The following is a 19490-nucleotide window of genomic DNA, read 5'->3' as shown; positions in this document are numbered from 1 at the left end:
TCCATGAGCACTGCAAGCACCGCCCCCCTCGCGGAGGGCACCGCCGACGGCCCGGCCTTGGTGAAGTCCGGGCCGTCCGGCCCCCGCGCCCGCTCCGCCCGCGCCTACCTGCTGTACGTCGCGGGAAAGCTGGGCGGTGCGGCCGTCTCGATCTTCGCCGTCCTCGTCACCAGCTTCTTCCTCTTCCGGATCATCCCCGGCGACCCGGTGCGCACCATGACGCACGGCCGTCAGGTCTCCGCCGAGCAACTCGCCTCGCTCCGCCGCCAGTTCGGCCTGGACCTGCCGGTGTGGCAGCAGTTCACGGACTACTGCGCCAAGGCGCTGAGCGGCGACTTCGGCACCTCGTACCAGTTCCACGCGCCGGTCGGCGAACTGATCGCCGAGAAGGTGCCCGCGACCCTGCTGCTGACCGGCGTCGCCGTCGTCATCTACTCCGTCCTCGGCCTGTGGCTCGGCACCCGCTCCGCGTGGCACCACGGCGGGCTGGGCGACAAGGTCAGCACCGGGGTGGCCCTCACCCTGTGGTCCGTGCCGTCGTTCTGGCTCGGTCTGCTGCTGATCATCACCTTCTCGGTGGGTATCGGCCCGGTCCCCGGCGTGTTCCCGACGGGCGGCATGGAGTCGGGCGACGCGTCCGGTTTCGCGTACGTCGCCGATGTCGCGCACCACATGGTGCTGCCCGTGCTCACCCTGGTCGCGGTCGGGTACGCGCAGACGCTGCTGGTCATGCGGTCCTCGCTGCTCGACGAGATGGGCAGCGACTATCTGACGACGGCGCGCGCGAAGGGGCTGCGCGACGACCTGGTGCGGCGCCGTCACGCCGTACCGAACGCCCTGCTGCCGACCGTCACCATGGTCTTCATCAACCTGGGCCACGTGGCGGCCGGTTCGATCCTCGTCGAGACGGTCTTCTCCTGGCCGGGGCTCGGCGGTCTCTTCTACCAGGCGCTGAGCGTGCCCGACCTGCCGCTGGTGCAGGGGCTCTTCGTCGTCTTCGCCGGAGCGATGATCGTGATGAACCTCCTCGCCGACCTGCTCTATCCGCTGCTCGACCCCCGGGTGGGCCGATGACCACTACGCCTCCCGCCCAGACCGCCTCGTCCCTCGCGTGGGTGCGGCGCCGCCACTCCGTGGCCCGGTTCTGGCGTGCGTACCGCACGCACCGGGCGGGGCTCTTCGGGCTCGGCGCCCTGGCCGTGATCGCGCTGGTCGCGCTCGCCGCGCCGCTGCTCACCGGCGGCGACGTGCAGAGCGTGACGAACGCCCCCGGGTCGGCCCTGGAGTCGCCGAGCGGTGAGTTCCCGCTCGGGACCGACCAGTTCGGACGCTCGCTGCTCGGGCTGCTGGTCTGGGGCGCCCGCATCTCACTGACCGTGGGGCTGATGGCGGCCGCGCTGTCCGTGGCCATCGGTACGCTCGTGGGCATCGTCGCCGGGCACTTCGGCGGCTGGTTCTCGACCGTGGTCATGCGGATCACCGACTGGTTCCTGGTGATGCCGACGCTGGTGCTGGCGATCGTGCTGGCCACGGTGATGTCGCGCAGCGTGTGGACGGTGATCCTGGCGATCGGCGTCACCACCTGGCCGACGACGGCCCGGCTGGTGCGGGCGCAGACGCTGGCCGTCGAGTCGCGTCCGTACATCGAGCGGGCGACGGCGCTCGGCGGCGGCCACGGGCACATCATGATCCGGCACGTCCTGCCCAACGTCATGCCGCTGGTACTCGCCCAGACCACGCTCGGCATCTCCAACGCCATCCTGACCGAGGCGACGCTCGCCTTCCTCGGCCTCGGCGATCCGGACGTCGTCTCGTGGGGCGGCATGCTCCAGGACGCGCGGGAGGCGGGCGCGGTGTCGTCCGGGCACTGGTGGTACCTGGCGCCGCCCGGCATCGCCATCGCGCTCGTCGCGCTGGCGTTCACCCTGTGCGGACGCGCGGTCGAGTCCGTGCTCAACCCGAAGCTGGGGGTGTCCGCCCGATGAGCGTGCTGCTCGAAGTGAAGGACCTGCACGTCACGTACGGCGCCGGGACGCGCGCCGTACGCGGTGTGGACCTGACGCTGTCCGCCGGCCAGAAGCTCGGCATCGCGGGCGAGTCCGGCTGCGGCAAGTCGACGCTGGCGCTGGCGCTGCTGCGGCTGCTGCCCGCGTCGGCCCGGCTCAGCGGTGAGGTCCTGCTCGACGGCGAGGACGTCCTCACCATGAAGTGGGGCAGGCTGCGGGCCGTACGGTGGGCGGGGGCCTCGATCGTCTTCCAGGGCGCCATGCATTCGCTGAACGCCGTGCACCGCGTCGGGGAACAGATCGCCGAGCCGGTCCTGCTGCACCGCAAGTCCACTCCGGCGGCCGCGCGCAGACGGGCCGTCGAGCTCCTGGAGCAGGTGGGGCTGCCGGCCGCGCGCGCCGACGCGTATCCGCACGAGCTGTCGGGCGGGCAGCGGCAGCGCGTGATGATCGCGATGGCGCTGGCCTGCGATCCGCGGCTGATCGTCGCGGACGAGCCGACGACGGCGCTGGACGTGATGGTCCAGGCGCAGATCCTGCGGCTGATCGAGCAGTTGGTCGCCGACCAGGACATCAGCCTGCTGATGATCAGTCACGACCTGTCGGTGCTGGCCGACACGTGCGACCGGCTCGCGGTGATGTACGCCGGGAGGGTCGTCGAGGAGGGCCCGGCGGACCAGGTCTTCACCGATGCGCGGCATCCGTACGGCCTGGCCCTCTCGGCGGCGTTCCCGCGCATCGGCGACCCGGCCTCCCGCCGGGCCCCGCGCGGCCTGCCGGGCGATCCACCGGATCCGTCCGCGCTGCCCACCGGCTGTACGTTCCACCCGCGCTGCCCGGTCGCGCTGGACCTGTGCGCCACGGAGGACCAGACACTGCGGGAGTCGGGGGCCGGGCGGCGGGCGGCCTGCGTGCGGGTGGGGGCGGTACCGGCGCAGGTGACGGTACCGGAACCGCCGCCGGCGTGAGCAGGGTTGCCCCGGGGCCGGCGCCGCCTGCCGCTGCGCGGGGCCTGTTCCCCGGCCCGCCCCTTCCCGAAACTCGGGGGCAAGCCCTCCAGCCCTCCGGCGATCGAGGACCGGGGCCCAGGGCGGAGCCCCGGTCCGGGAAGGATCGGTTCGCGGAAAGCCCCGCGCAGCGGCACCGGCCCCGCGCCCCGTCCTCCGTCCCACCACCACACCGGAGCCAGACATGAGCACCGAGCCCCTCCTCTCCGCCGCCGGACTGCACGTCGCCTTCCCCGGGCGGCGCGGCGCGGCGACCGCCCGCGCCGTCGACGGCGTCGACCTCGACATCCGCCCCGGCGAGATCGTCGCGCTCGTCGGCGAGTCCGGATGCGGCAAGACCACGCTCGCCCGTTCGCTGCTCGGCCTGGTCCCGCCCACCTCGGGCCATGTCACCTTCGGCGGCGAGCCCCTCGACTACGCCTCACGCTCCCTGAAGGCGTACCGCAAGCGCGTCCAGCTGGTGCTCCAGGACCCCAGCGGCTCGCTCAATCCGCGGCACACGGTGTACGACGCCGTGGCGGAGGGCCTGCGCATCCACGGTTACGCGGGGGACGAGCGCGAGGCCGTCGCCGGGGCCCTCGCGCGCGCCGGGCTGCGACCGCCCGAGCGGTTCTTCCTGCGCTACCCGCACGAGCTCTCCGGCGGCCAGCGCCAGCGCGTCGTCATCGCGGGCGCACTCGTCCTCGACCCCGAACTCATCGTCGCCGACGAGCCGGTGGCCTCCCTCGACGCGTCCGTACGGGGGGAGATCCTGGCCCTCCTGCTGTCGTTGCGCGACCAACTCGGGCTCTCCGCACTCGTCGTGACCCACGACCTCGGTCTCGCCTGGAACATCGCGGACCGGGTGGCGGTGATGTACCTGGGCCGGATCGTGGAGACGGGACCCGCCGAAAAAGTCCTGACGGACCCTCAGCACCCCTACACCCGGGCCCTGTTGTCCGTACTCCCGGAGTCCGGCGCGGAACCGGTCGTGCTCACCGGCGAGCCCCCGGACCCGTCCCGCGTCCCCGGCGGCTGCCGCTTCCACGTCCGCTGCCAGGTGCTCGCCTCGGGCGAGGCCGAGCGCACCGGCGTCGCCGCCGACTGCCGTACGACGCTCCTGCCGGTCCTGAGCGGCGGCGAGGAGGCCCAGGTCGCCTGCCACTGGGCGGCCGCCCGCGCCGGGGAGACGGCGGAGACGGAGGCCGCCGGCGCCTGAAGCCCGCAGGGCCTGCCGAGCTCCGGGGCTACTGGGCGGCGTACGCCTCGATGAGTTCGCGCGAGCGCTTCACGTCGGCCCCGATGGCTTCCAGCAGCGCCTCGATCGAGCCGAACTTCTCCTGGCCGCGTACGTACGCGAGGAAGTCGACGGCGACGTGCAGCCCGTACAGATCGAGGCCCACGCGGTCGATGGCGTACGCCTCCACCGTCCGCTCCGTGCCGTCGAACTGCGGGTTCGTGCCGACCGAGATCGCGGCGGGCATCTTCTCGTCCTCCGCGGTCAGCCAGCCCGCGTACACGCCGTCGGCGGGGATCGCGGTGTGCGGCAGCGTCTCGACGTTCGCCGTCGGGTAGCCGAGTTCACGGCCGCGCTGCGCCCCGCGCACCACGACGCCCTCGACGCGGTGCGGCCGGCCCAGGATCTCCGCGGCGCCTTCGACGTCGCCCTCGGCGACCAGCCGCCGGGTCAGCGTGGAGGAGAACGGCTCGCCGCCGCCCGCCCGCCCGGTCACGTACAGGTCGACGACCTCGACCTCGTAGTCGTACGTCCGGCCGAGCTCGGCCAGGAAGGCCACGTCGCCCGCCGCCCGGTGGCCGAAACGGAAGTTGGGGCCCTCGATGACCGTCCGCGCGCGCAACCTGTCGACCAGCACCTTCACGATGAAGTCGGCCGGCGAGAGCTTCGAGAACACCTGGGTGAAGGGCAGGATCAGCAGCGCGTCCACGCCCAGCTCCGCGATCAGCTCCGCCCGACGGTGGTGCGGGGCGAGCAGCGGGGGGTGGCTGCCGGGGCGCACGACCTCGCTCGGGTGCGGATCGAAGGTGACGACGACCGAGGGCACGCCCAGCTCGCGGGCGCGCTCCACCGCGCGGCCGATGATCAGCTGGTGTCCGCGGTGCACTCCGTCGTAGGAGCCGATGGTGACGACGCTGCGTCCCCAGTCCTGGGGGATGTCCTCCAAGCCACGCCAGCGCTGCACTGTGACCGCTCTCCTCGTCCGAACTCGAACCCGAACCTGTGTACGTGGGACTGCCGATTACGCAGGTCTAAGACTGCCATGCCCACAGCTCCCGGCTCGCATCGGCATGGGGCTCACCAGGCCCCCGACCGCCCGGCGGACATCGAAAGCGCCCCCTTGTGCGCCCGCCAGTCACTCCGAGCGCCCGCCCAAGTGGGTGAATCGACGGGGTGAAGTGGACAGAGGTCTTTCAAGGGGGATCGTGGAGCGGCCGGCCCTCGGGCGGGCCGCTCCACGGTGACTTCGACGCGCCGGGCGAATACGTCAGGCGAACGCGTCAGGCGAATACGGCGAGGCTCTTCGCCTTGCCCCGGCTCTCCTCGACGAGCGCGAGGAAACGCCCCTCGGGCCCGAAGACCGCGACCGGGCTGGTGTCGTACGCCGGCATGTCGAGCCGTACACCGTTGGCCACCAGGCCCGCGCGCCGCTCGTCCACGTCCCAGCGCGCGAACGCGGCGGCCGCCGCGTCGGCGATCGGCATGACCGTGAGCTCCTCCTGGAGCTGCTCCAGCGTCTTCGCCGCGTCGAGCCCGTACGGGCCGACCCGGGTCCGGCGCAGCGCGGTCAGGTGCCCGCCGACGCCGAGTCCCGCGCCGAGGTCACGGGCGAGGGCGCGGATGTACGTACCGGAGGAGCAGACCACGGAGACGACGAGGTCGACGACGGGCGTCCCGTCCTCGGCCACCGCCTCGCGCACGTCGTACACCTGGAAGGACGAGACGGTCACCGGCCGGGCCGGGATCTCGAACTCCTCGCCCTCGCGCACCCGCGAGTACGACCGCTTGCCGTTGATCTTGATGGCGCTGACCTTGGACGGCACCTGCATGATGGCGCCGGTCAGCTCGGCGACGCCCGCGCCGATGCCCTCCCTGGTCACGCCGGACGCGTCGGTGGACGTGGTGATCTCGCCCTCCGCGTCGTCGGTGACCGTGGTCTGGCCGAGCCGGATCGTGCCGAGGTACTCCTTCTCGGTCAGTGCGAGATGGCCGAGGAGTTTCGTGGCCTTCTCGACGCCGAGGACGAGAACGCCCGTCGCCATGGGGTCGAGCGTGCCCGCGTGGCCGACGCGGCGGGTCCTGGCGATCCCGCGCATCTTGGCGACGACGTCGTGCGAAGTGAAGCCGGACGGCTTGTCGACGATGACAAGGCCGTCCGGCGTCGTGGTGGTGCGCTGCTTCATTCCGCGGTTTCGCCCTCGTCCTCGTCCTCGTCGTCGTCCTCGGGCTTGCGGTACGGGTCGGCGTCGCCGGCGTACGTCTTGCCCGTGGAGACCTGGCGCACCTCGGCGTCCTTGGCGCGCGCCTTGTCGAGGAGGTCCTCGATCGTGCGCGCGGTGTCCGGCAGGGCGTCCGCGACGAACGTCAGCGACGGCGTGTGACGCACCCCGGTCTGCCGGCCGACCTCGGAACGCAGGACGCCCTTGGCGCTCTCCAATGCGGCGGCCGAGGCGGCGCGCGCTTCGTCGTCGCCGTAGACCGTGTAGAAGACCGTGGCCTCCCGCAGGTCACCGGTGACCCGGGCGTCCGTGATGGTCACGAACCCCAGTCGCGGATCCTTGATTCGCCGGTCCAGGGTCTCCGCGACCACGACCTGGATGCGATCGGCCAGCTTGCGGGCTCGCGCTTTGTCGGTCACCGGTCCGTCTCCTCTTTCTGCTGAACGTCAGTCTTCGTCACTGTGCAGCCGCCGTCTCACCGACAGCAGCTCCACCTCGGGCCGGGCGGCGACCATGCGCTCGCACCGGTCCAGTACGTCTGTGAGATGCCCCGTGTCCCCCGAGACCACCGCCACGCCGATCTCGACTCTGCGATGGACATCCTGGTCGCCGACTTCCGCCACGCTCACTGCGAATTTGCGGTGCAGTTCGGCGACGATCGGGCGTACTACGGAGCGCTTCTCCTTCAGCGACCGTACGTCGCCGAGGAGCAGGTCGAAGGACAGTGTCCCCACATACATGTGTGTCCGGATGTCCCGCCGGTTCGGGGTCGTGCCCCGCCAACCACTTGGCAGGGACACAAGAACCGTACACGCAACGGCCGGGGCCGCTCGACGGAAATAATCTCCGCCGAGCGGCCCCGACTGCACTGCGTGGCTACACGGCTCAGCCGCGCGGCTTCTCGCGCATCTCGTACGTCGCGATGACGTCGTCGATCTTGATGTCGTTGAAGTTTCCGAGGTTGATACCGCCCTCGAAGCCTTCGCGGATCTCGGTGACGTCGTCCTTGAAGCGGCGCAGACCCTGGATGTTGAGGTCCTCGGCGATGACCTTGCCGTCGCGGATGAGGCGCGCCTTGGTGTTGCGCTTGACCTCGCCCGAGCGGACCAGGACACCGGCGATGTTGCCCAGCTTGGACGAGCGGAAGATCTCGCGGATCTCCGCCGTGCCGAGCTCGACCTCTTCGTACTCCGGCTTGAGCATGCCCTTGAGGGCCGCTTCGATCTCTTCGATCGCCTGGTAGATGACCGAGTAGTACCGGACGTCGACGCCCTCGCGGTCCGCCATCTGCGCGGCGCGGCCGGCAGCTCGGACGTTGAAGCCGATGACGATGGCGTCGGAGCCCATCGCCAGGTCGATGTCGGACTCGGTGACCGCACCCACACCGCGGTGCAGGACCCGGATCTCCACCTCTTCGCCGACGTCGAGCTGGAGCAGCGAGGACTCGAGAGCCTCCACCGAACCGGACGCGTCGCCCTTGATGATGATGTTGAGGTCCTGGACCAGACCGGCCTTGAGCACCTGGTCGAGGTCCTCGAGGGACACCCGGCGGGTGCGCTTGGCGAAGGCCGCGTTGCGCTCGCGCGCCGCACGCTTCTCGGCGATCTGGCGGGCCGTACGGTCCTCGTCGACGACCAGGAAGTTGTCGCCGGCGCCGGGGACGTTGGTGAGACCCAGGACCAGGACGGGGGTCGACGGACCCGCTTCCTCGACGTTGTTGCCGTGGTCGTCGAGCATCGCCCGGACTCGGCCGTACGCGTCACCGGCGACCATCGTGTCACCGACGCGGAGCGTTCCGCGCTGGACGAGCACGGTGGCGACGGCGCCGCGACCGCGGTCGAGGTGGGCCTCGATCGCGATACCCTGCGCGTCCATCTCCGCGTTCGCCCTGAGGTCGAGCGAAGCGTCCGCGGTCAGGACCACGGCCTCCAGCAGCTGATCGATGTTCAGCTCCTGCTTGGCGGAGATGTCGACGAACATCGTGTCGCCGCCGTACTCCTCGGCCACCAGACCGAACTCGGTGAGCTGACCGCGCACCTTGGTCGGGTCGGCGCCCTCGACGTCGATCTTGTTGACCGCGACCACGATCGGCACGTCGGCCGCCTTGGCGTGGTTCAGCGCCTCGATCGTCTGCGGCATCACACCGTCGTTCGCCGCGACCACGAGGATCGCGATGTCGGTGGACTTCGCACCACGGGCACGCATGGCGGTGAACGCCTCGTGACCGGGGGTGTCGATGAAGGTGATGGCGCGCTCTTCACCGTTGACCTCGGTGGCGACCTGGTACGCACCGATGTGCTGCGTAATACCGCCGGCCTCGCCCGCAACGACGTTCGTCTTGCGGATCGCGTCCAGCAGTCGGGTCTTGCCGTGGTCGACGTGACCCATGACGGTCACGACCGGCGGACGGGAGACGAGCATTTCCTCGCCGCCCTCGTCCTCGCCGAACTCGATGGAGAAGGACTCGAGGAGCTCGCGGTCCTCCTCCTCCGGGCTGACGATCTCGAGGACGAAGTTCATCTCGTCCGCGAGCAGCCTGAGCGTCTCGTCGGAGACGGACTGCGTGGCAGTGACCATCTCGCCGAGGTTCATCATCACGCCGACGAGCGACGCCGGGTTGGCGTTGATCTTCTCGGCGAAGTCGGTGAGCGAGGCACCGCGCGACAGGCGGACGGTCTGTCCGTTGCCGCGAGGCAGCATCACGCCGCCCACGGACGGGGCCTGCATGGCCTCGTACTCCTGGCGCCTCTGCCTCTTCGACTTACGGCCGCGGCGAGCGGGCCCGCCGGGACGGCCGAACGCACCCTGCGTGCCACCACGGGCACCGGGACCGCCGGGACGTCCACCGAAGCCGGGACGACCGCCGAAGCCGCCGCCACCACCGGGACGGCCCGCGCCGCCACCGCCGCCGGGACCACCGGGACGGCCGGCGAAGCCGCCGCCGCCGCCGCCACCGGGACCGGCCGGACGGCCCGCGAAGCCGCCACCGGGACGACCGCCGCCACCGCCGGCCGGACGGCCACCGGGGCCGCCGGGACCGCGGCCGCCGCCGGGACCGCCGCCGGGACGGGGAGTACCGGCAGCAGGACGCTGCGGCATCATGCCGGGGTTCGGACGGTTACCGCCGGGGGCACCGCCCGGACGCGGGGCGCCGCCCTGCGGACGGGGCATGCCACCGGGGGTCGGACGTGCGCCGCCCTGGCCCTGCGGACGCGGAGCGCCGCCGGGACCGCCCTGCGGGCGCGGAGCGCCACCGGGTGCCGGAGCACCGGCGCCGCCACCCGGACGGGGTGCGCCGCCGGGACGGGGCGTCTGGGGGCGCGCCATGCCGGTGGAGCCGCCGGAGGTGAACGGGTTGTTGCCCGGACGCGGACCCGCGGGACGGGCACCGCCCGGACGCGGGGCCTGCTGGCCGCCGGGACGGGCGGGACGCTCGCCACCACGGCGGTCGTCACGCTGACCGCCGTCGCGCTGGCCACCGTCACGCTGACCGGCCGGGGCCGGACGGGCGGGACGAGGGCCGGGGGTGGCGCCCGCGGGACGCGGGGCCTGCTGCGGCTGCGCGGGGGCAGTCTGCTGGGCCGGCTCGGGCGCGGAGAACTCCGCCGCGGGGACCGGCGCCGCCGGAGCGGGCTTGGCCGGTGCGGGCTTCGGGCCCGGACGCGGGGCACCGGACGGCGCGGACGCCGCCGGGGCGCTCTTCGGAGCCTCGGCCGCGGCCGGCTTGGGGGCCGGGGCGCCGGGCTTCGGGGCGCCGGGACGTGCTGCCTGCGCCGGGGAAGGCGCGGACGAGGGGGCCGTCGGGGACGGCTTTGCGGGCGTCGCCTTACGCGGCGCGCCCGGCTTGGCTGCGGACTTGCCGGCGTTGCCGCCGGGACCCTGCAGTGCGTCAGTCAGTTTGCGTACAACCGGCGCCTCGATAGTCGAGGACGCCGAGCGGACGAATTCACCAAGTTCTTGGAGCTTGGCCATGACGACCTTGCTCTCCACACCGAACTCCTTGGCGAGTTCGTATACCCGGACCTTTGCCACTTCGCTCCTTTGAGGTCCGGGTTACCGCCGGACCGTCGCTACTTCATGGGCGTACTCATCGCGTACTCATCGAGTGCTCATCGCAATCTCGACCTACTTCCAACTCGCGAGGTACCTGACCGCACGGTTATCCGTGCCGTTCTGTTCTTACGGTGTTGCCTGCTCGACAAACTGGCTCAGCGCCGTTGTGTCGAGCGGTGCCCGGCCCCGAAAGGCCCGGGGAAACGCCCGGCGGCGGACCGCCAGAGCGAGACAGGCAGGGGCGGGGTGAACGTACGCACCCCGGCCGGGCAGCGTACCGCGAGGATCGGGGGCACACTCACCCTCGACCACCACGATGCGCAGCAGTTCGCTCTTGGCCGCTCGCTCCCGGCATCCCACACAGGTTCGCTCAGGGCATACGCGGGCATGCGTCCGGCCAGACACTATGAAGTCTACCTCCCCGCAGCGACCTCACCCCCTCGGGGCAAAAATCGAACGGTTGTCGTCGTGAAACCTGGCTCAGTCCCGGTCGTCCGAGGGCTGCTCGGTGTCGGGGCGGATGTCGATGCGCCAGCCGGTCAGCCGGGCCGCGAGGCGGGCGTTCTGGCCCTCCTTGCCGATGGCCAGCGAGAGCTGGTAGTCGGGCACGGTGACGCGGGCGGACCGGGTCGCCATGTCCACGACCTCGACCTTGCTGACCCGTGCGGGCGACAGCGCGTTGGCCACCATCTCGGCCGGGTCGTCCGACCAGTCCACGATGTCGATCTTCTCGCCGTGCAGCTCGGCCATGACGTTGCGCACACGTCCGCCCATCGGGCCGATGCAGGCGCCCTTGGGGTTCAGACCCGACCGCGTCGACCGTACGGCGATCTTGGAGCGGTGGCCGGCCTCGCGGGCGATGGCCTCGATGACGACCGAGCCGTCCGCGATCTCCGGCACCTCCAGGGCGAAGAGCTGCTTCACCAGGTTGGGGTGCGTACGCGACAACGTCACGGACGGGCCGCGCATTCCCTTGGCCACCCGTACGACGTACGACCGCAGCCGCAGACCGTGCGTGTACTCCTCGCCGGGCACCTGCTCCTGCACGGGCAGGATGGCTTCCAGCTTGCCGAGGTCGACCAGGACGTTCTTGGGGTCCCTGCCCTGCTGCACGACGCCCGTGACGACATCGCCCTCGTGGCCGGCGTACTCGCCGAAGGTCCGGTCGTCCTCGGCGTCACGCAGACGCTGGAGGATGACCTGCTTGGCGGTGCTCGCCGCGATCCTTCCGAAGTCGGACGGGGTGTCGTCGAACTCCTTGGGCTCCTGACCCTCTTCGAGATCCGCCGGGTCCTCCTTCGCCCAGACCGTCACGTGCCCGGTCTCGCGATTGAGCTCCACGCGCGCGCGGCGGTGGCTTCCCTCGGTGCGGTGGTACGCGATGAGGAGGGCCGATTCGATCGCCTCGACCAAGAGGTCGAAGGAGATCTCCTTTTCTTTCGCCAAGCCCTTCAGGAGCTTTACGTCGATGTCCATGGCTACGCCTCCTCTTCCTTCTTGTCCTTGCGGTTGAACTCGATCTCCACCCGCGCCTTGGCGATGTCCGCGAAGGCGACCCGGCGGGCGGTGGGCTTGCGGCCCTTCACGCCCGGCACTTCGAGGTCGAGTCCCTCGTCGTCCACGGCCAGAATGCGTGCGACCAGCTCGGTGGCGTCGTTCAGCGTGAGCTTGGCGAGGCGGCCGGTGGCCCGTACGTAGTGGCGGCGCTCCGACAGCGGGCGGTCGGCGCCCGGCGAACTGACTTCGAGGACGTACTCGCCCTCGCCCATCACGTCCGTCTCGTCGAGCTTCTCGGAGACGGCGCGGCTCAGCTCGGCGCAGGCGTCGAGTTCCACGCCCTCGTCGGAGTCGACGACGATCCTCAGCTGGCGCCGGCGGCCCGCCCGGGACACCTCGATGTCTTCCAGATCGAGGCCCTCTGCGCTGACCAGTGGTTCCAGCAGTGCGCGCAGCCTGTCGCTCTGGGTGGTGCTCATCCGGGTGACTCCTCGGCCGCGTGTGCTGTTGTGTGGATCGTCGCGTGTCAGATCAAAGGGTATCCGGTCCCGAGGGGTGTTGCCGTCCGCCTGCCGGACGGCCGCAGGTACGCTCGCCTGCGGTGATCACCGCAGAGGCCCGAGGGAGACACACGTGCGGCGCACGGAAACCACACGCAGGGGTGCGCTCGCGGCGACCGGGGCCGCGGCCGCCCTGCTGCTGACCGCCGGGTGTACGGAGGATTCGGCTCCGCGGGGCACGGAAGGCTCCGCCGCCGGGGCCAGGGCCGCGGCCGCGCGGGCCGAGGCGGGGCTGCGGAAGCGTTCCGCGGGGGTGCGGCGGACGCTCCTGGCGCACTACGACGCCGTCATCGCCGCCCACCCCTCCACCGCCGGCCGGCTGGAACCGCTGCGCGAAGCGGTGGCCAGGCAGACGGACGTACTGCGGGGCGAAGGTCCGGCGGGCCGTGCCGCCGCGCCCCCGGTCGTCGCCGCCGAGCCGAAGGCCGCGCTGAAGGAGCTCGCCGCCGAGGAGCGGCGCGGCGCCGACGCGCACACCGCGGCTCTCCTCGACGCGCCGGCGGAGCTGGCACGGCTGCTGGCGTCCGTCGCCGCGGCCGGCGCCGCGCACGTGTATCTGCTGACGACCGAGGGGAGCGACGGGTGAGCGGGACGCCGGCCGGCATGCGGGCGGTGGAGGCCGTGCAGGCCGCCCTGGCCGCCGAACACGCCGCCGTGTACGGGTACGGGGTCGTCGGCGGCCGGGTCGCCGACGCGCGCAGGGACGAGGCGCGGGAGGCGTACGACGCCCACCGTGCGCGGCGTGACGCGCTGGAGCGGACCGTGCGCGGCCTGGGCGCCACCCCGGTGGCCGCAGCCGCCGCGTACGCCCTGCCGTTCCCGGTGCCCGACGCGGCCGCGGCGCTGCGGCTCGCCGCCGAGCTGGAGAACCGGGTGGCCGGCGTCTACTCCGATCTCGTACGCGCCGCCGCCGGGCCGCTCCGGCGCGAGGCGGCGGGGGCGCTGCGGGAGGCAGCGGTGCGGGCGGTGCGCTGGCGGGGACGCGGCGTAGCCTTTCCTGGGCTCGCCGAGCTGACCACCCCGGTCACGAGCCGCAAGCAGTGAGCTTCGAGCCGGCCTTTGAAGGGGACACCACACGCATGCTTTGTGAAGCGCCGCAGCGTCTCGTACGAGCGCTGGGCGAGGTGTACGGAGACGCGGCGGCCGCCGACTGGCTCGGGAAGCTGCCCGAGCTCGCCGCGGAGGCCGTGTCCCGGCGGGAGCTGACCGTCGAGCGGGTGCAGAACCCCGGCGGCAGGAGCAGCCTGGTCGTCCTCGTACGGCAGCAGGACGGCACTCCGGCCGCGCTCAAGATCGCGCCCGAGGGGGCCGGGCCCGGCCTGGAGCGGGCGGCGCTGGCGCACTGGAACGGCTGGGGAGCGGTCCAGCTGCTCGACCGGGAGGAAACGAACGGCGAACTCCTCCTGGAGCGGCTGCACAGCGAGGTCTCGCTGCGTTCCCTGCCGGAGGCCAAGGCGCTGCTCGAAGCGGCCGGGACCGTACGGCGGTTGTGGGTCGAGCCGCCCGCGGACCACCCCTTCGAGACCGTCGCCCGGCGCACGGCCCGCCAGGCGGCGGCGATGCGCTCCGCCGGTCCCGCGCTCGCCCCGCTGGTCGAGGCGGCCCTCGCGGCGCGCGACGAGCTGACGGCGTCCGCCGGTGAACTCCTGCTGCTGCACGGCGACTTCAGACAGGGCAAGGTGCTCGCCGGCGACCGGTCCCCGTGGCTGGCCGTCGGGCCCGACCCGCTGGTCGGGGAGCGGGCGTACGACCTGGCCCGGCTGGTCCGCGACCGGGTCGAGGACCTCGTCGCGACGGCGGCGGGCGCGTCCGCCACCCGTCGCCGGGTGAACAAGCTCGCCGACTCCCTGGACGTGGACCGGGCCAGGCTGCACGGCTGGACGCTGTTCCGTGCGGTCGAGTCGGGCGTACGGGCGGCCGCGGCCGGCCGCCACCAGGACGCCGAACTGCTGCTGGAGTTCGCCGGCTGGCTGTAGCGGCCGCTACCGCGCCCCCGCCTTCCTGAAGACCTCGACCAGGCTGGTGACGCTGTCGCCGGCATGGCCGGCCGCCATGCCCCGCTCGAAGATGTCGAGCAGCGCGGCGGGCAGCGCCGGGTCGACGCCCGCGTCGCGCGTGGTGTGCAGGACGTGCCCGACGCTGGCCACGCCCATGGCGAGCCTGTCGACGTCACCGGGGTGGTGCCCCGCGTCGATCCGGGGCGTGTAGAACCGGAGGAAGTCCGGCATCGAGGCGAACGTCTCCGAGGCGTGCGGCAGGAACTCCCCGGCGGTGATGCCGTTCGCGTCGGCCACCGCGAGAACGTGCAGCCAACTCACCAGGCTCGTCCAGAAGATGTCCATCTGGAGCTGGTAGAAGAGCGCGGCCAGGCCGGGGTCCTCGCCCTTGTAGTCCGTGCCGGTGAGCACCTTCAAGGTGTCCCGGTGGGCCTCGAAGACGTCTTTGGGACCGCTGTAGTACGTCGACACGTCCGGCCCGCCGATGGTCGAGGGCGAGGACTGCACCCCGCCGGTGAGGTGCTGGGCGCCGTGCCCCGCCGCCCACGTGGCGGCCGCGCGGGCCCTCGCGGGGGTGTCGGAGCTGAGGTTGACGAGGACCCGTCCGTCCAGCGACGCGGCGGCCGGCTCCAGGACGGCGTACATCGCGTCGTAGTCGGTGAGGCTGAGGAAGACCAGTTCGTTGGCTGCGAGCGCCTCCTCGGCCGTGGCCGCCCGGCGCGCTCCCCTCGCCACCAGTTCGTCGGCCCGGCTCGCCGTCCGGTTCCACACGGTCACCTCGTGGCCGGCTTTCAGGAACGCGCCCACCGTGGCCTGCCCCATCGGGCCGAGGCCGATCACGGTCACGGACCGCTGCTGCTCACGCATGCGAAATCTCCCTCTAGAACGAACGCTCTATCCAGGAAAGAACCTAGCACGGACTCTGGAACGAACGCTCTATTCGGTATGCTCGGCGTGTGAAGACCAAGGCGGAGCAGGACGCGGGAGCGGGGCCGGGGCCGGGTACGCGCGAGCGGATCGTCCGGACGACCTCACGGCTGATGCAGCGGCAGGGGTACGAAGGGACCGGGATCAAGCAGATCTCGCGGGAGGCCGGGGCCACGCTGGGCTCCGTCTACCACTTCTTCCCCGGCGGGAAGCAGGAGCTGGCCGTGGCCGCCGTACACCACGGCGACCAGGAGTTCACCGACATCCTGCGCGAGACGCTCGAAGGCGAGCAGGACCCGGCGAAGGCCGTCCTCGCGCTGACCGGGGCCCTCGCCGAGGGCCTGCGCGCCTCGGGCTGGGCCGAAGGCTGCCCGGTGACCTCGGCGGTCGTGGGTACGACGGGCAGCGCCCCGGACATCCGGCGGGCCGCCGCCGAGGCGTTCGCGCGCTGGCGGACGGTGGTGTCGGACAAACTGCGTGAGGCGGGCGTGGCCGAGGAGGAGGCCCCCGCGCTCGCGTACACCGTGATCAACACGCTGGAGGGCGCCGAGCTGGCCGCCCAGGTCTCCCGCAGCGCGGAGCCGCTGGAGATCGCGGGCCGGCACCTGGCCCGGCTCATCGACTCGTACCGCTGACACGAGAACGCGACGAGGGCCCCGCGCCGAAGCGCGGGGCCCTCGTCGCGTTCTCGCGTCAGGCGGTCAGGCGGGCGATCGCCTCGTCCACCGTCAGCTCCTCGCGCTCGCCCGTGCGGCGGTCCTTGAGCTCCACGACGCCCTCGGCGCTGCGGCGGCCCGCCACCAGGATCTTCGGTACGCCGATGAGCTCGGCGTCCGTGAACTTCACGCCCGGTGAGACGCCCGGACGCTCGTCGACCAGCACCCGCAGACCGGCCGCGCCCAGCTTGTCGGCGACCTCGACGGCCAGCTCGGTCTGGAGCGCCTTGCCGGCCGCGACGACGTGCACGTCGGCCGGGGCGATCTCGGCCGGCCAGCACAGGCCCTTGTCGTCGGCGGACTGCTCGGCGAGGGCGGCCACGGCGCGGGAGACGCCGATGCCGTACGAGCCCATGGTCACGCGGACCGGCTTGCCCTGCTGGCCGAGCACGTCGAGCTGGAAGGTGTCGGCGTACTTGCGGCCGAGCTGGAAGATGTGGCCGATCTCGATCGCGCGGTCGAGCTTGAGGCCGGCGCCGCACTTCGGGCACGGGTCGCCCTCTTCGACGACGACGACGTCCAGGTAGTCGTCGACCTGGAAGTCACGGCCCGCGACGACGTTCGATGCGTGGGTGTCGGGCTTGTTGGCGCCGGTGATCCAGGCGGTGCCGGCGGCGACGCGCGGGTCGGCGATGTAGCGGACCTTCTCCAGGCCCTGCGGGCCGACGTAGCCGCGTACGAGGTCGGGGCGGCCCACGAAGTCCTCGGCCGTGACCAGCTCGACCACGGCGGGCGCCAGGTGCTCGCCGAGCTTGCCGAGGTCCACCTCGCGGTCGCCGGGGACGCCGACGGCGACGATCTCGCCGTCGACCTTGACCAGCAGGTTCTTGAGGGTCGCGGACGCCGGTACGCCGAGGTGGTCGGCGAGGGTCTCGATCGTCGGGGTGTCGGGGGTGTCCAGCTCCACGACCGGGCCGTGCTCCGCGTCGTCGTACGCGGCGGCGACGGCGGCGGGGCTGAAGGTCACGGCCTCCGTGTTGGCCGCGTAGTCGCAGGACGGGCAGTCCACGAAGGTGTCCTCGCCCGCCGCGGCCGGGGCCAGGAACTCCTCGGACGCCGAGCCGCCCATCGCGCCGGACACGGCGGAGACGATGCGGAAGTCGAGGCCCAGACGCGCGAAGATCTTCTGGTACGCGGCGCGGTGCAGCGCGTACGACTCGGCGAGTCCCTCGTCCGTCGTGTCGAAGGAGTACGAGTCCTTCATCTGGAACTCGCGGCCGCGCAGCACGCCGGAGCGCGGACGCGCCTCGTCGCGGTACTTCGTCTGGATCTGGTAGAGCATCACCGGCAGGTCCTTGTAGGACGTGCACTGGTCCTTGACGGTCTGCGTGAAGATCTCTTCGTGCGTCGGGCCGAGCAGGTAGTCGGCGCCCTTGCGGTCCTTGAGGCGGAACAGCAGGTCGCCGTACTCCTCCCAGCGGCCGCTCGCCTCGTACGCCTCCTTGGGCAGGAGCGCCGGCAGCAGCACCTCCTGGGCGCCGATCCCGTCCATCTCCTCGCGCACGACGCGCGAGATGTTGTCGAGGACCTTCTTGCCCAGCGGGAGCCAGGTCCAGATCCCCGCCGCGTTCCGGCGGACGTACCCGGCGCGCACCAGCAGCTTGTGGCTGAGCGTCTCGGCGTCCGCCGGGTCGTCACGCAGTGTCTTGACCATCAGACGGGACATGCGCTGGACCTGGGCCATGGTGAACTCCTGCGAAGAAAAGTGTGATGGCTAGGAGGTTAGCCGGGCAGCACAGGCACCGGGAAATCCGTTACGCGCCGTGACGGCGCAGCGGGAGGGGCGCGCCCATCACGGCGTACGGCCTGGGGGCGCTCGGGAAGTGCACCTGGCGGGCCAGGTCGACGTAGCCCAGCGCGCGGTAGAGGCCGCGGGCCGGGCTCTCGATGTCGATCGCGGAGAGGATGGAACGCGGCTGCGACGCGGTGTCGGTGAGGGTGGTGATCAGCTCGCGGCCGATGCCGCGTGCCTGGTGGGCGGGGTCGACGTGCAGTTCGGTGATGACGAAGGAGTCGTCGAGCCAGTCGTCGTTGCCGGCGCGGCGCAGGTACGGCTCGACGACGGTGGACCACCAGTGCGTACGGTCGTTGGGCATCCCGTAGACGAAGCCGACGAGCCGTCCGTCGGGCGTCGTCGCGCCGAGCGCCCGCGCGCCGGGGCTGAGCAGGTGCCGCAGCACGATGTGACGGCGTACCCCGATCTCCTCGTCGGTGAGCCCGAAGGCGAGGGCCTGGACGGCGAGCGCCTCGTCCACGCGCGCGGCGAGATCGACCGGCGCGACCACTACGGCGGGGCTGTGGGGTTCGCCCCCGGAAAGAGGTGCCATGGAGCGCACCCTACTGGGCGGCAACGTCAGAACAACACGCTCATGAAGGCGCCGACCTCGCGGAAGCCGACCCGGCGGTAGGAGGCGCGGGCCGCGGTGTTGAAGTCGTTGACGTACAGGCTGACGACGGGGGCGACATCGGCCAGCGCGTAGCGCAGCACGGCCGCCATGCCGGTCTCGGACAGGCCGCGGCCGCGGAACTCGGGGGCCACCCAGACGCCCTGGATCTGGCAGGCCCGGGGGGTCGCGGCGCCGATCTCGGCCTTGAAGACGACCTTGCCGTCCTCGATACGGGCGAACGACCGCCCGGCGGCGACCAGTTCGGCGACGCGCGCCTGGTAGAGCAGCCCGCCGTCACCGGCGAGCGGCGAGACGCCGACCTCCTCGGTGAACATCGCCACGCACGCGGGCATGATCACGTCGGTCTCGTCCTTGCCGATGCGCCGGACGCGGGGGTCCGGCCGGACCTCGGGCGAGGGCTGCTCGGTGACCATGAGCGGCTGGTGCGCGCGCACCTCGCGGGCCGGGCCCCAGTTGGGTTCGAGCAGCCGCCACAGCTGCCCGGTGGCCTCGGCGGGGCCGACGATCGACGAGCAGCGGCGGCCGGCCCTGCGGGCGCGGTCGGCGAAGGCGCGTACCGCTTCGGGGGGCGCGCAGATCGGGACGAGGTTGGCGCCGGAGTAGCAGAGCGAGCGGAGCCGGCCGTCCGCGTACCAGCCCCACATCTCGCCGCCGAGGCGCCAGGGGTCGAGCCCGGCGGCCTGGACGCGTGAGGCCACGAAGGCGTTGGCGACGGGCTCACTTTCGAGGATGGCGAGCGCGGCGCCGAGGTCGCCTGGGCCGAGGACCCGGGTAGTGGTCTGAGTCAACACGTGAGGGGCCTCACCGTACGGTCTTCTGATCTCCGCACTGTACCTGGCCTGTCCACGGGGCGTCGCGGAACGGCAGTGGAGCCCGGCCGGGGG

At 72.1% G+C, this 19490-nt stretch carries 20 protein-coding genes; 8 read left to right on the top strand and 12 right to left on the bottom strand.

All coding sequences use genetic code 11. The features are described from left to right. The first annotated feature begins 3 nt into the window (after positions 1-3). The 4 genes from ACWDZ4_RS25190 to ACWDZ4_RS25175 all read left to right on the top strand — a co-directional run bounded on the left by ACWDZ4_RS25190 (position 4) and on the right by ACWDZ4_RS25175 (position 4211). A complete protein-coding gene (locus ACWDZ4_RS25190) occupies positions 4-1074 on the top strand; it encodes an ABC transporter permease (RefSeq protein ID WP_451510654.1) in 1071 nt (356 codons plus the stop codon). Beyond that, positions 1071-1985 carry an ABC transporter permease gene (locus tag ACWDZ4_RS25185; RefSeq protein ID WP_451510653.1) on the top strand — a complete coding sequence of 305 codons (915 nt, stop codon included), beginning with the start codon at positions 1071-1073 and terminating at the stop codon, positions 1983-1985. The genes ACWDZ4_RS25190 and ACWDZ4_RS25185 overlap by 4 nt, the downstream gene beginning before the upstream one ends. Beyond that, positions 1982-2974, top strand: a complete 993-nt coding sequence (locus ACWDZ4_RS25180; RefSeq protein ID WP_451510652.1) for an ABC transporter ATP-binding protein — start codon at positions 1982-1984, stop codon at positions 2972-2974. The genes ACWDZ4_RS25185 and ACWDZ4_RS25180 overlap by 4 nt, the downstream gene beginning before the upstream one ends. A gap of 223 nt (positions 2975-3197) precedes the next feature. After that, the gene (locus tag ACWDZ4_RS25175) at positions 3198-4211 is read left to right on the top strand and encodes an ABC transporter ATP-binding protein (RefSeq protein ID WP_451510651.1); all 1014 of its coding nucleotides are present in this window, start codon (positions 3198-3200) and stop codon (positions 4209-4211) included. A gap of 28 nt (positions 4212-4239) precedes the next feature. On the opposite strand, the gene ACWDZ4_RS25170 is transcribed toward ACWDZ4_RS25175, so the two are convergent. The 8 genes from ACWDZ4_RS25170 to rimP all read right to left on the bottom strand — a co-directional run bounded on the left by ACWDZ4_RS25170 (position 4240) and on the right by rimP (position 12477). Next, positions 4240-5193: a bifunctional riboflavin kinase/FAD synthetase gene (locus tag ACWDZ4_RS25170; protein ID WP_451510650.1), complete on the bottom strand. Its 954-nt coding sequence runs from the start codon at positions 5191-5193 to the stop codon at positions 4240-4242. Between the two features lie 316 nt (positions 5194-5509). Continuing rightward, entirely contained in the window at positions 5510-6412 is a 903-nt protein-coding gene (gene truB, locus ACWDZ4_RS25165) for a tRNA pseudouridine(55) synthase TruB (protein ID WP_451510649.1), read from the bottom strand. After that, positions 6409-6867, bottom strand: a complete 459-nt coding sequence (gene rbfA, locus ACWDZ4_RS25160; RefSeq protein ID WP_451510648.1) for a 30S ribosome-binding factor RbfA — start codon at positions 6865-6867, stop codon at positions 6409-6411. The genes truB and rbfA overlap by 4 nt, the downstream gene beginning before the upstream one ends. A gap of 27 nt (positions 6868-6894) precedes the next feature. Continuing rightward, a complete protein-coding gene (locus ACWDZ4_RS25155; protein ID WP_344499739.1) occupies positions 6895-7188 on the bottom strand; it encodes a DUF503 domain-containing protein in 294 nt (97 codons plus the stop codon). 145 nt (positions 7189-7333) lie between these two features. Then, entirely contained in the window at positions 7334-10480 is a 3147-nt protein-coding gene (gene infB, locus ACWDZ4_RS25150) for a translation initiation factor IF-2 (protein ID WP_451510647.1), read from the bottom strand. Positions 10481-10627: 147 nt separating this feature from the next. Continuing rightward, positions 10628-10906: a YlxR family protein gene (locus ACWDZ4_RS25145; protein ID WP_451510646.1), complete on the bottom strand. Its 279-nt coding sequence runs from the start codon at positions 10904-10906 to the stop codon at positions 10628-10630. A 75-nt stretch (positions 10907-10981) separates the two neighbouring features. Beyond that, positions 10982-11977 (bottom strand): transcription termination factor NusA, encoded by a 996-nt coding sequence (gene nusA / locus ACWDZ4_RS25140; RefSeq protein ID WP_344499744.1) that lies wholly within the window; start codon positions 11975-11977, stop codon positions 10982-10984. Positions 11978-11979: 2 nt separating this feature from the next. Next, positions 11980-12477, bottom strand: coding sequence for a ribosome maturation factor RimP (rimP, locus tag ACWDZ4_RS25135; protein ID WP_451510645.1), 498 nt, complete (start codon positions 12475-12477; stop codon positions 11980-11982). 154 nt (positions 12478-12631) lie between these two features. Here rimP and ACWDZ4_RS25130 point away from each other — a divergent pair, with 154 nt between their 5' ends. The 3 genes from ACWDZ4_RS25130 to ACWDZ4_RS25120 are packed head-to-tail and all read left to right on the top strand — an operon-like array spanning position 12632 to position 14534. Continuing rightward, the gene (locus ACWDZ4_RS25130; protein ID WP_451510644.1) at positions 12632-13144 is read left to right on the top strand and encodes a hypothetical protein; all 513 of its coding nucleotides are present in this window, start codon (positions 12632-12634) and stop codon (positions 13142-13144) included. Between the two features lie 17 nt (positions 13145-13161). Further along, positions 13162-13602 carry a ferritin-like domain-containing protein gene (locus tag ACWDZ4_RS25125; RefSeq protein WP_451510678.1) on the top strand — a complete coding sequence of 147 codons (441 nt, stop codon included), beginning with the start codon at positions 13162-13164 and terminating at the stop codon, positions 13600-13602. A 35-nt stretch (positions 13603-13637) separates the two neighbouring features. Further along, positions 13638-14534, top strand: coding sequence for an aminoglycoside phosphotransferase family protein (locus tag ACWDZ4_RS25120; RefSeq protein ID WP_451510643.1), 897 nt, complete (start codon positions 13638-13640; stop codon positions 14532-14534). A 6-nt stretch (positions 14535-14540) separates the two neighbouring features. Here ACWDZ4_RS25120 and ACWDZ4_RS25115 read toward each other — a convergent pair whose 3' ends face one another. Then, positions 14541-15422, bottom strand: coding sequence for an NAD(P)-dependent oxidoreductase (locus ACWDZ4_RS25115; RefSeq protein ID WP_451510642.1), 882 nt, complete (start codon positions 15420-15422; stop codon positions 14541-14543). Between the two features lie 89 nt (positions 15423-15511). Between ACWDZ4_RS25115 and ACWDZ4_RS25110 the strand changes: the two genes are divergently transcribed. Next, positions 15512-16117, top strand: a complete 606-nt coding sequence (locus ACWDZ4_RS25110) for a TetR/AcrR family transcriptional regulator (protein ID WP_451510641.1) — start codon at positions 15512-15514, stop codon at positions 16115-16117. Between the two features lie 58 nt (positions 16118-16175). On the opposite strand, the gene ACWDZ4_RS25105 is transcribed toward ACWDZ4_RS25110, so the two are convergent. The 3 genes from ACWDZ4_RS25105 to ACWDZ4_RS25095 all read right to left on the bottom strand — a co-directional run bounded on the left by ACWDZ4_RS25105 (position 16176) and on the right by ACWDZ4_RS25095 (position 19397). Next, positions 16176-17882: a proline--tRNA ligase gene (locus ACWDZ4_RS25105; protein WP_451510640.1), complete on the bottom strand. Its 1707-nt coding sequence runs from the start codon at positions 17880-17882 to the stop codon at positions 16176-16178. A gap of 70 nt (positions 17883-17952) precedes the next feature. Continuing rightward, a complete protein-coding gene (locus ACWDZ4_RS25100; protein WP_451510639.1) occupies positions 17953-18525 on the bottom strand; it encodes a GNAT family N-acetyltransferase in 573 nt (190 codons plus the stop codon). 26 nt (positions 18526-18551) lie between these two features. Beyond that, on the bottom strand, positions 18552-19397 hold the full coding sequence (locus tag ACWDZ4_RS25095) for a GNAT family N-acetyltransferase (protein ID WP_451510638.1): 846 nt from the start codon (positions 19395-19397) through the stop codon (positions 18552-18554). Positions 19398-19490 lie beyond the last annotated feature (93 nt).

Source organism: Streptomyces sp. NPDC003016 (assembly GCF_053591455.1).
The sequence above is the reverse complement of the archived record's forward strand: the minus strand, read 5'-3'. Positions and strand labels throughout refer to the sequence as shown.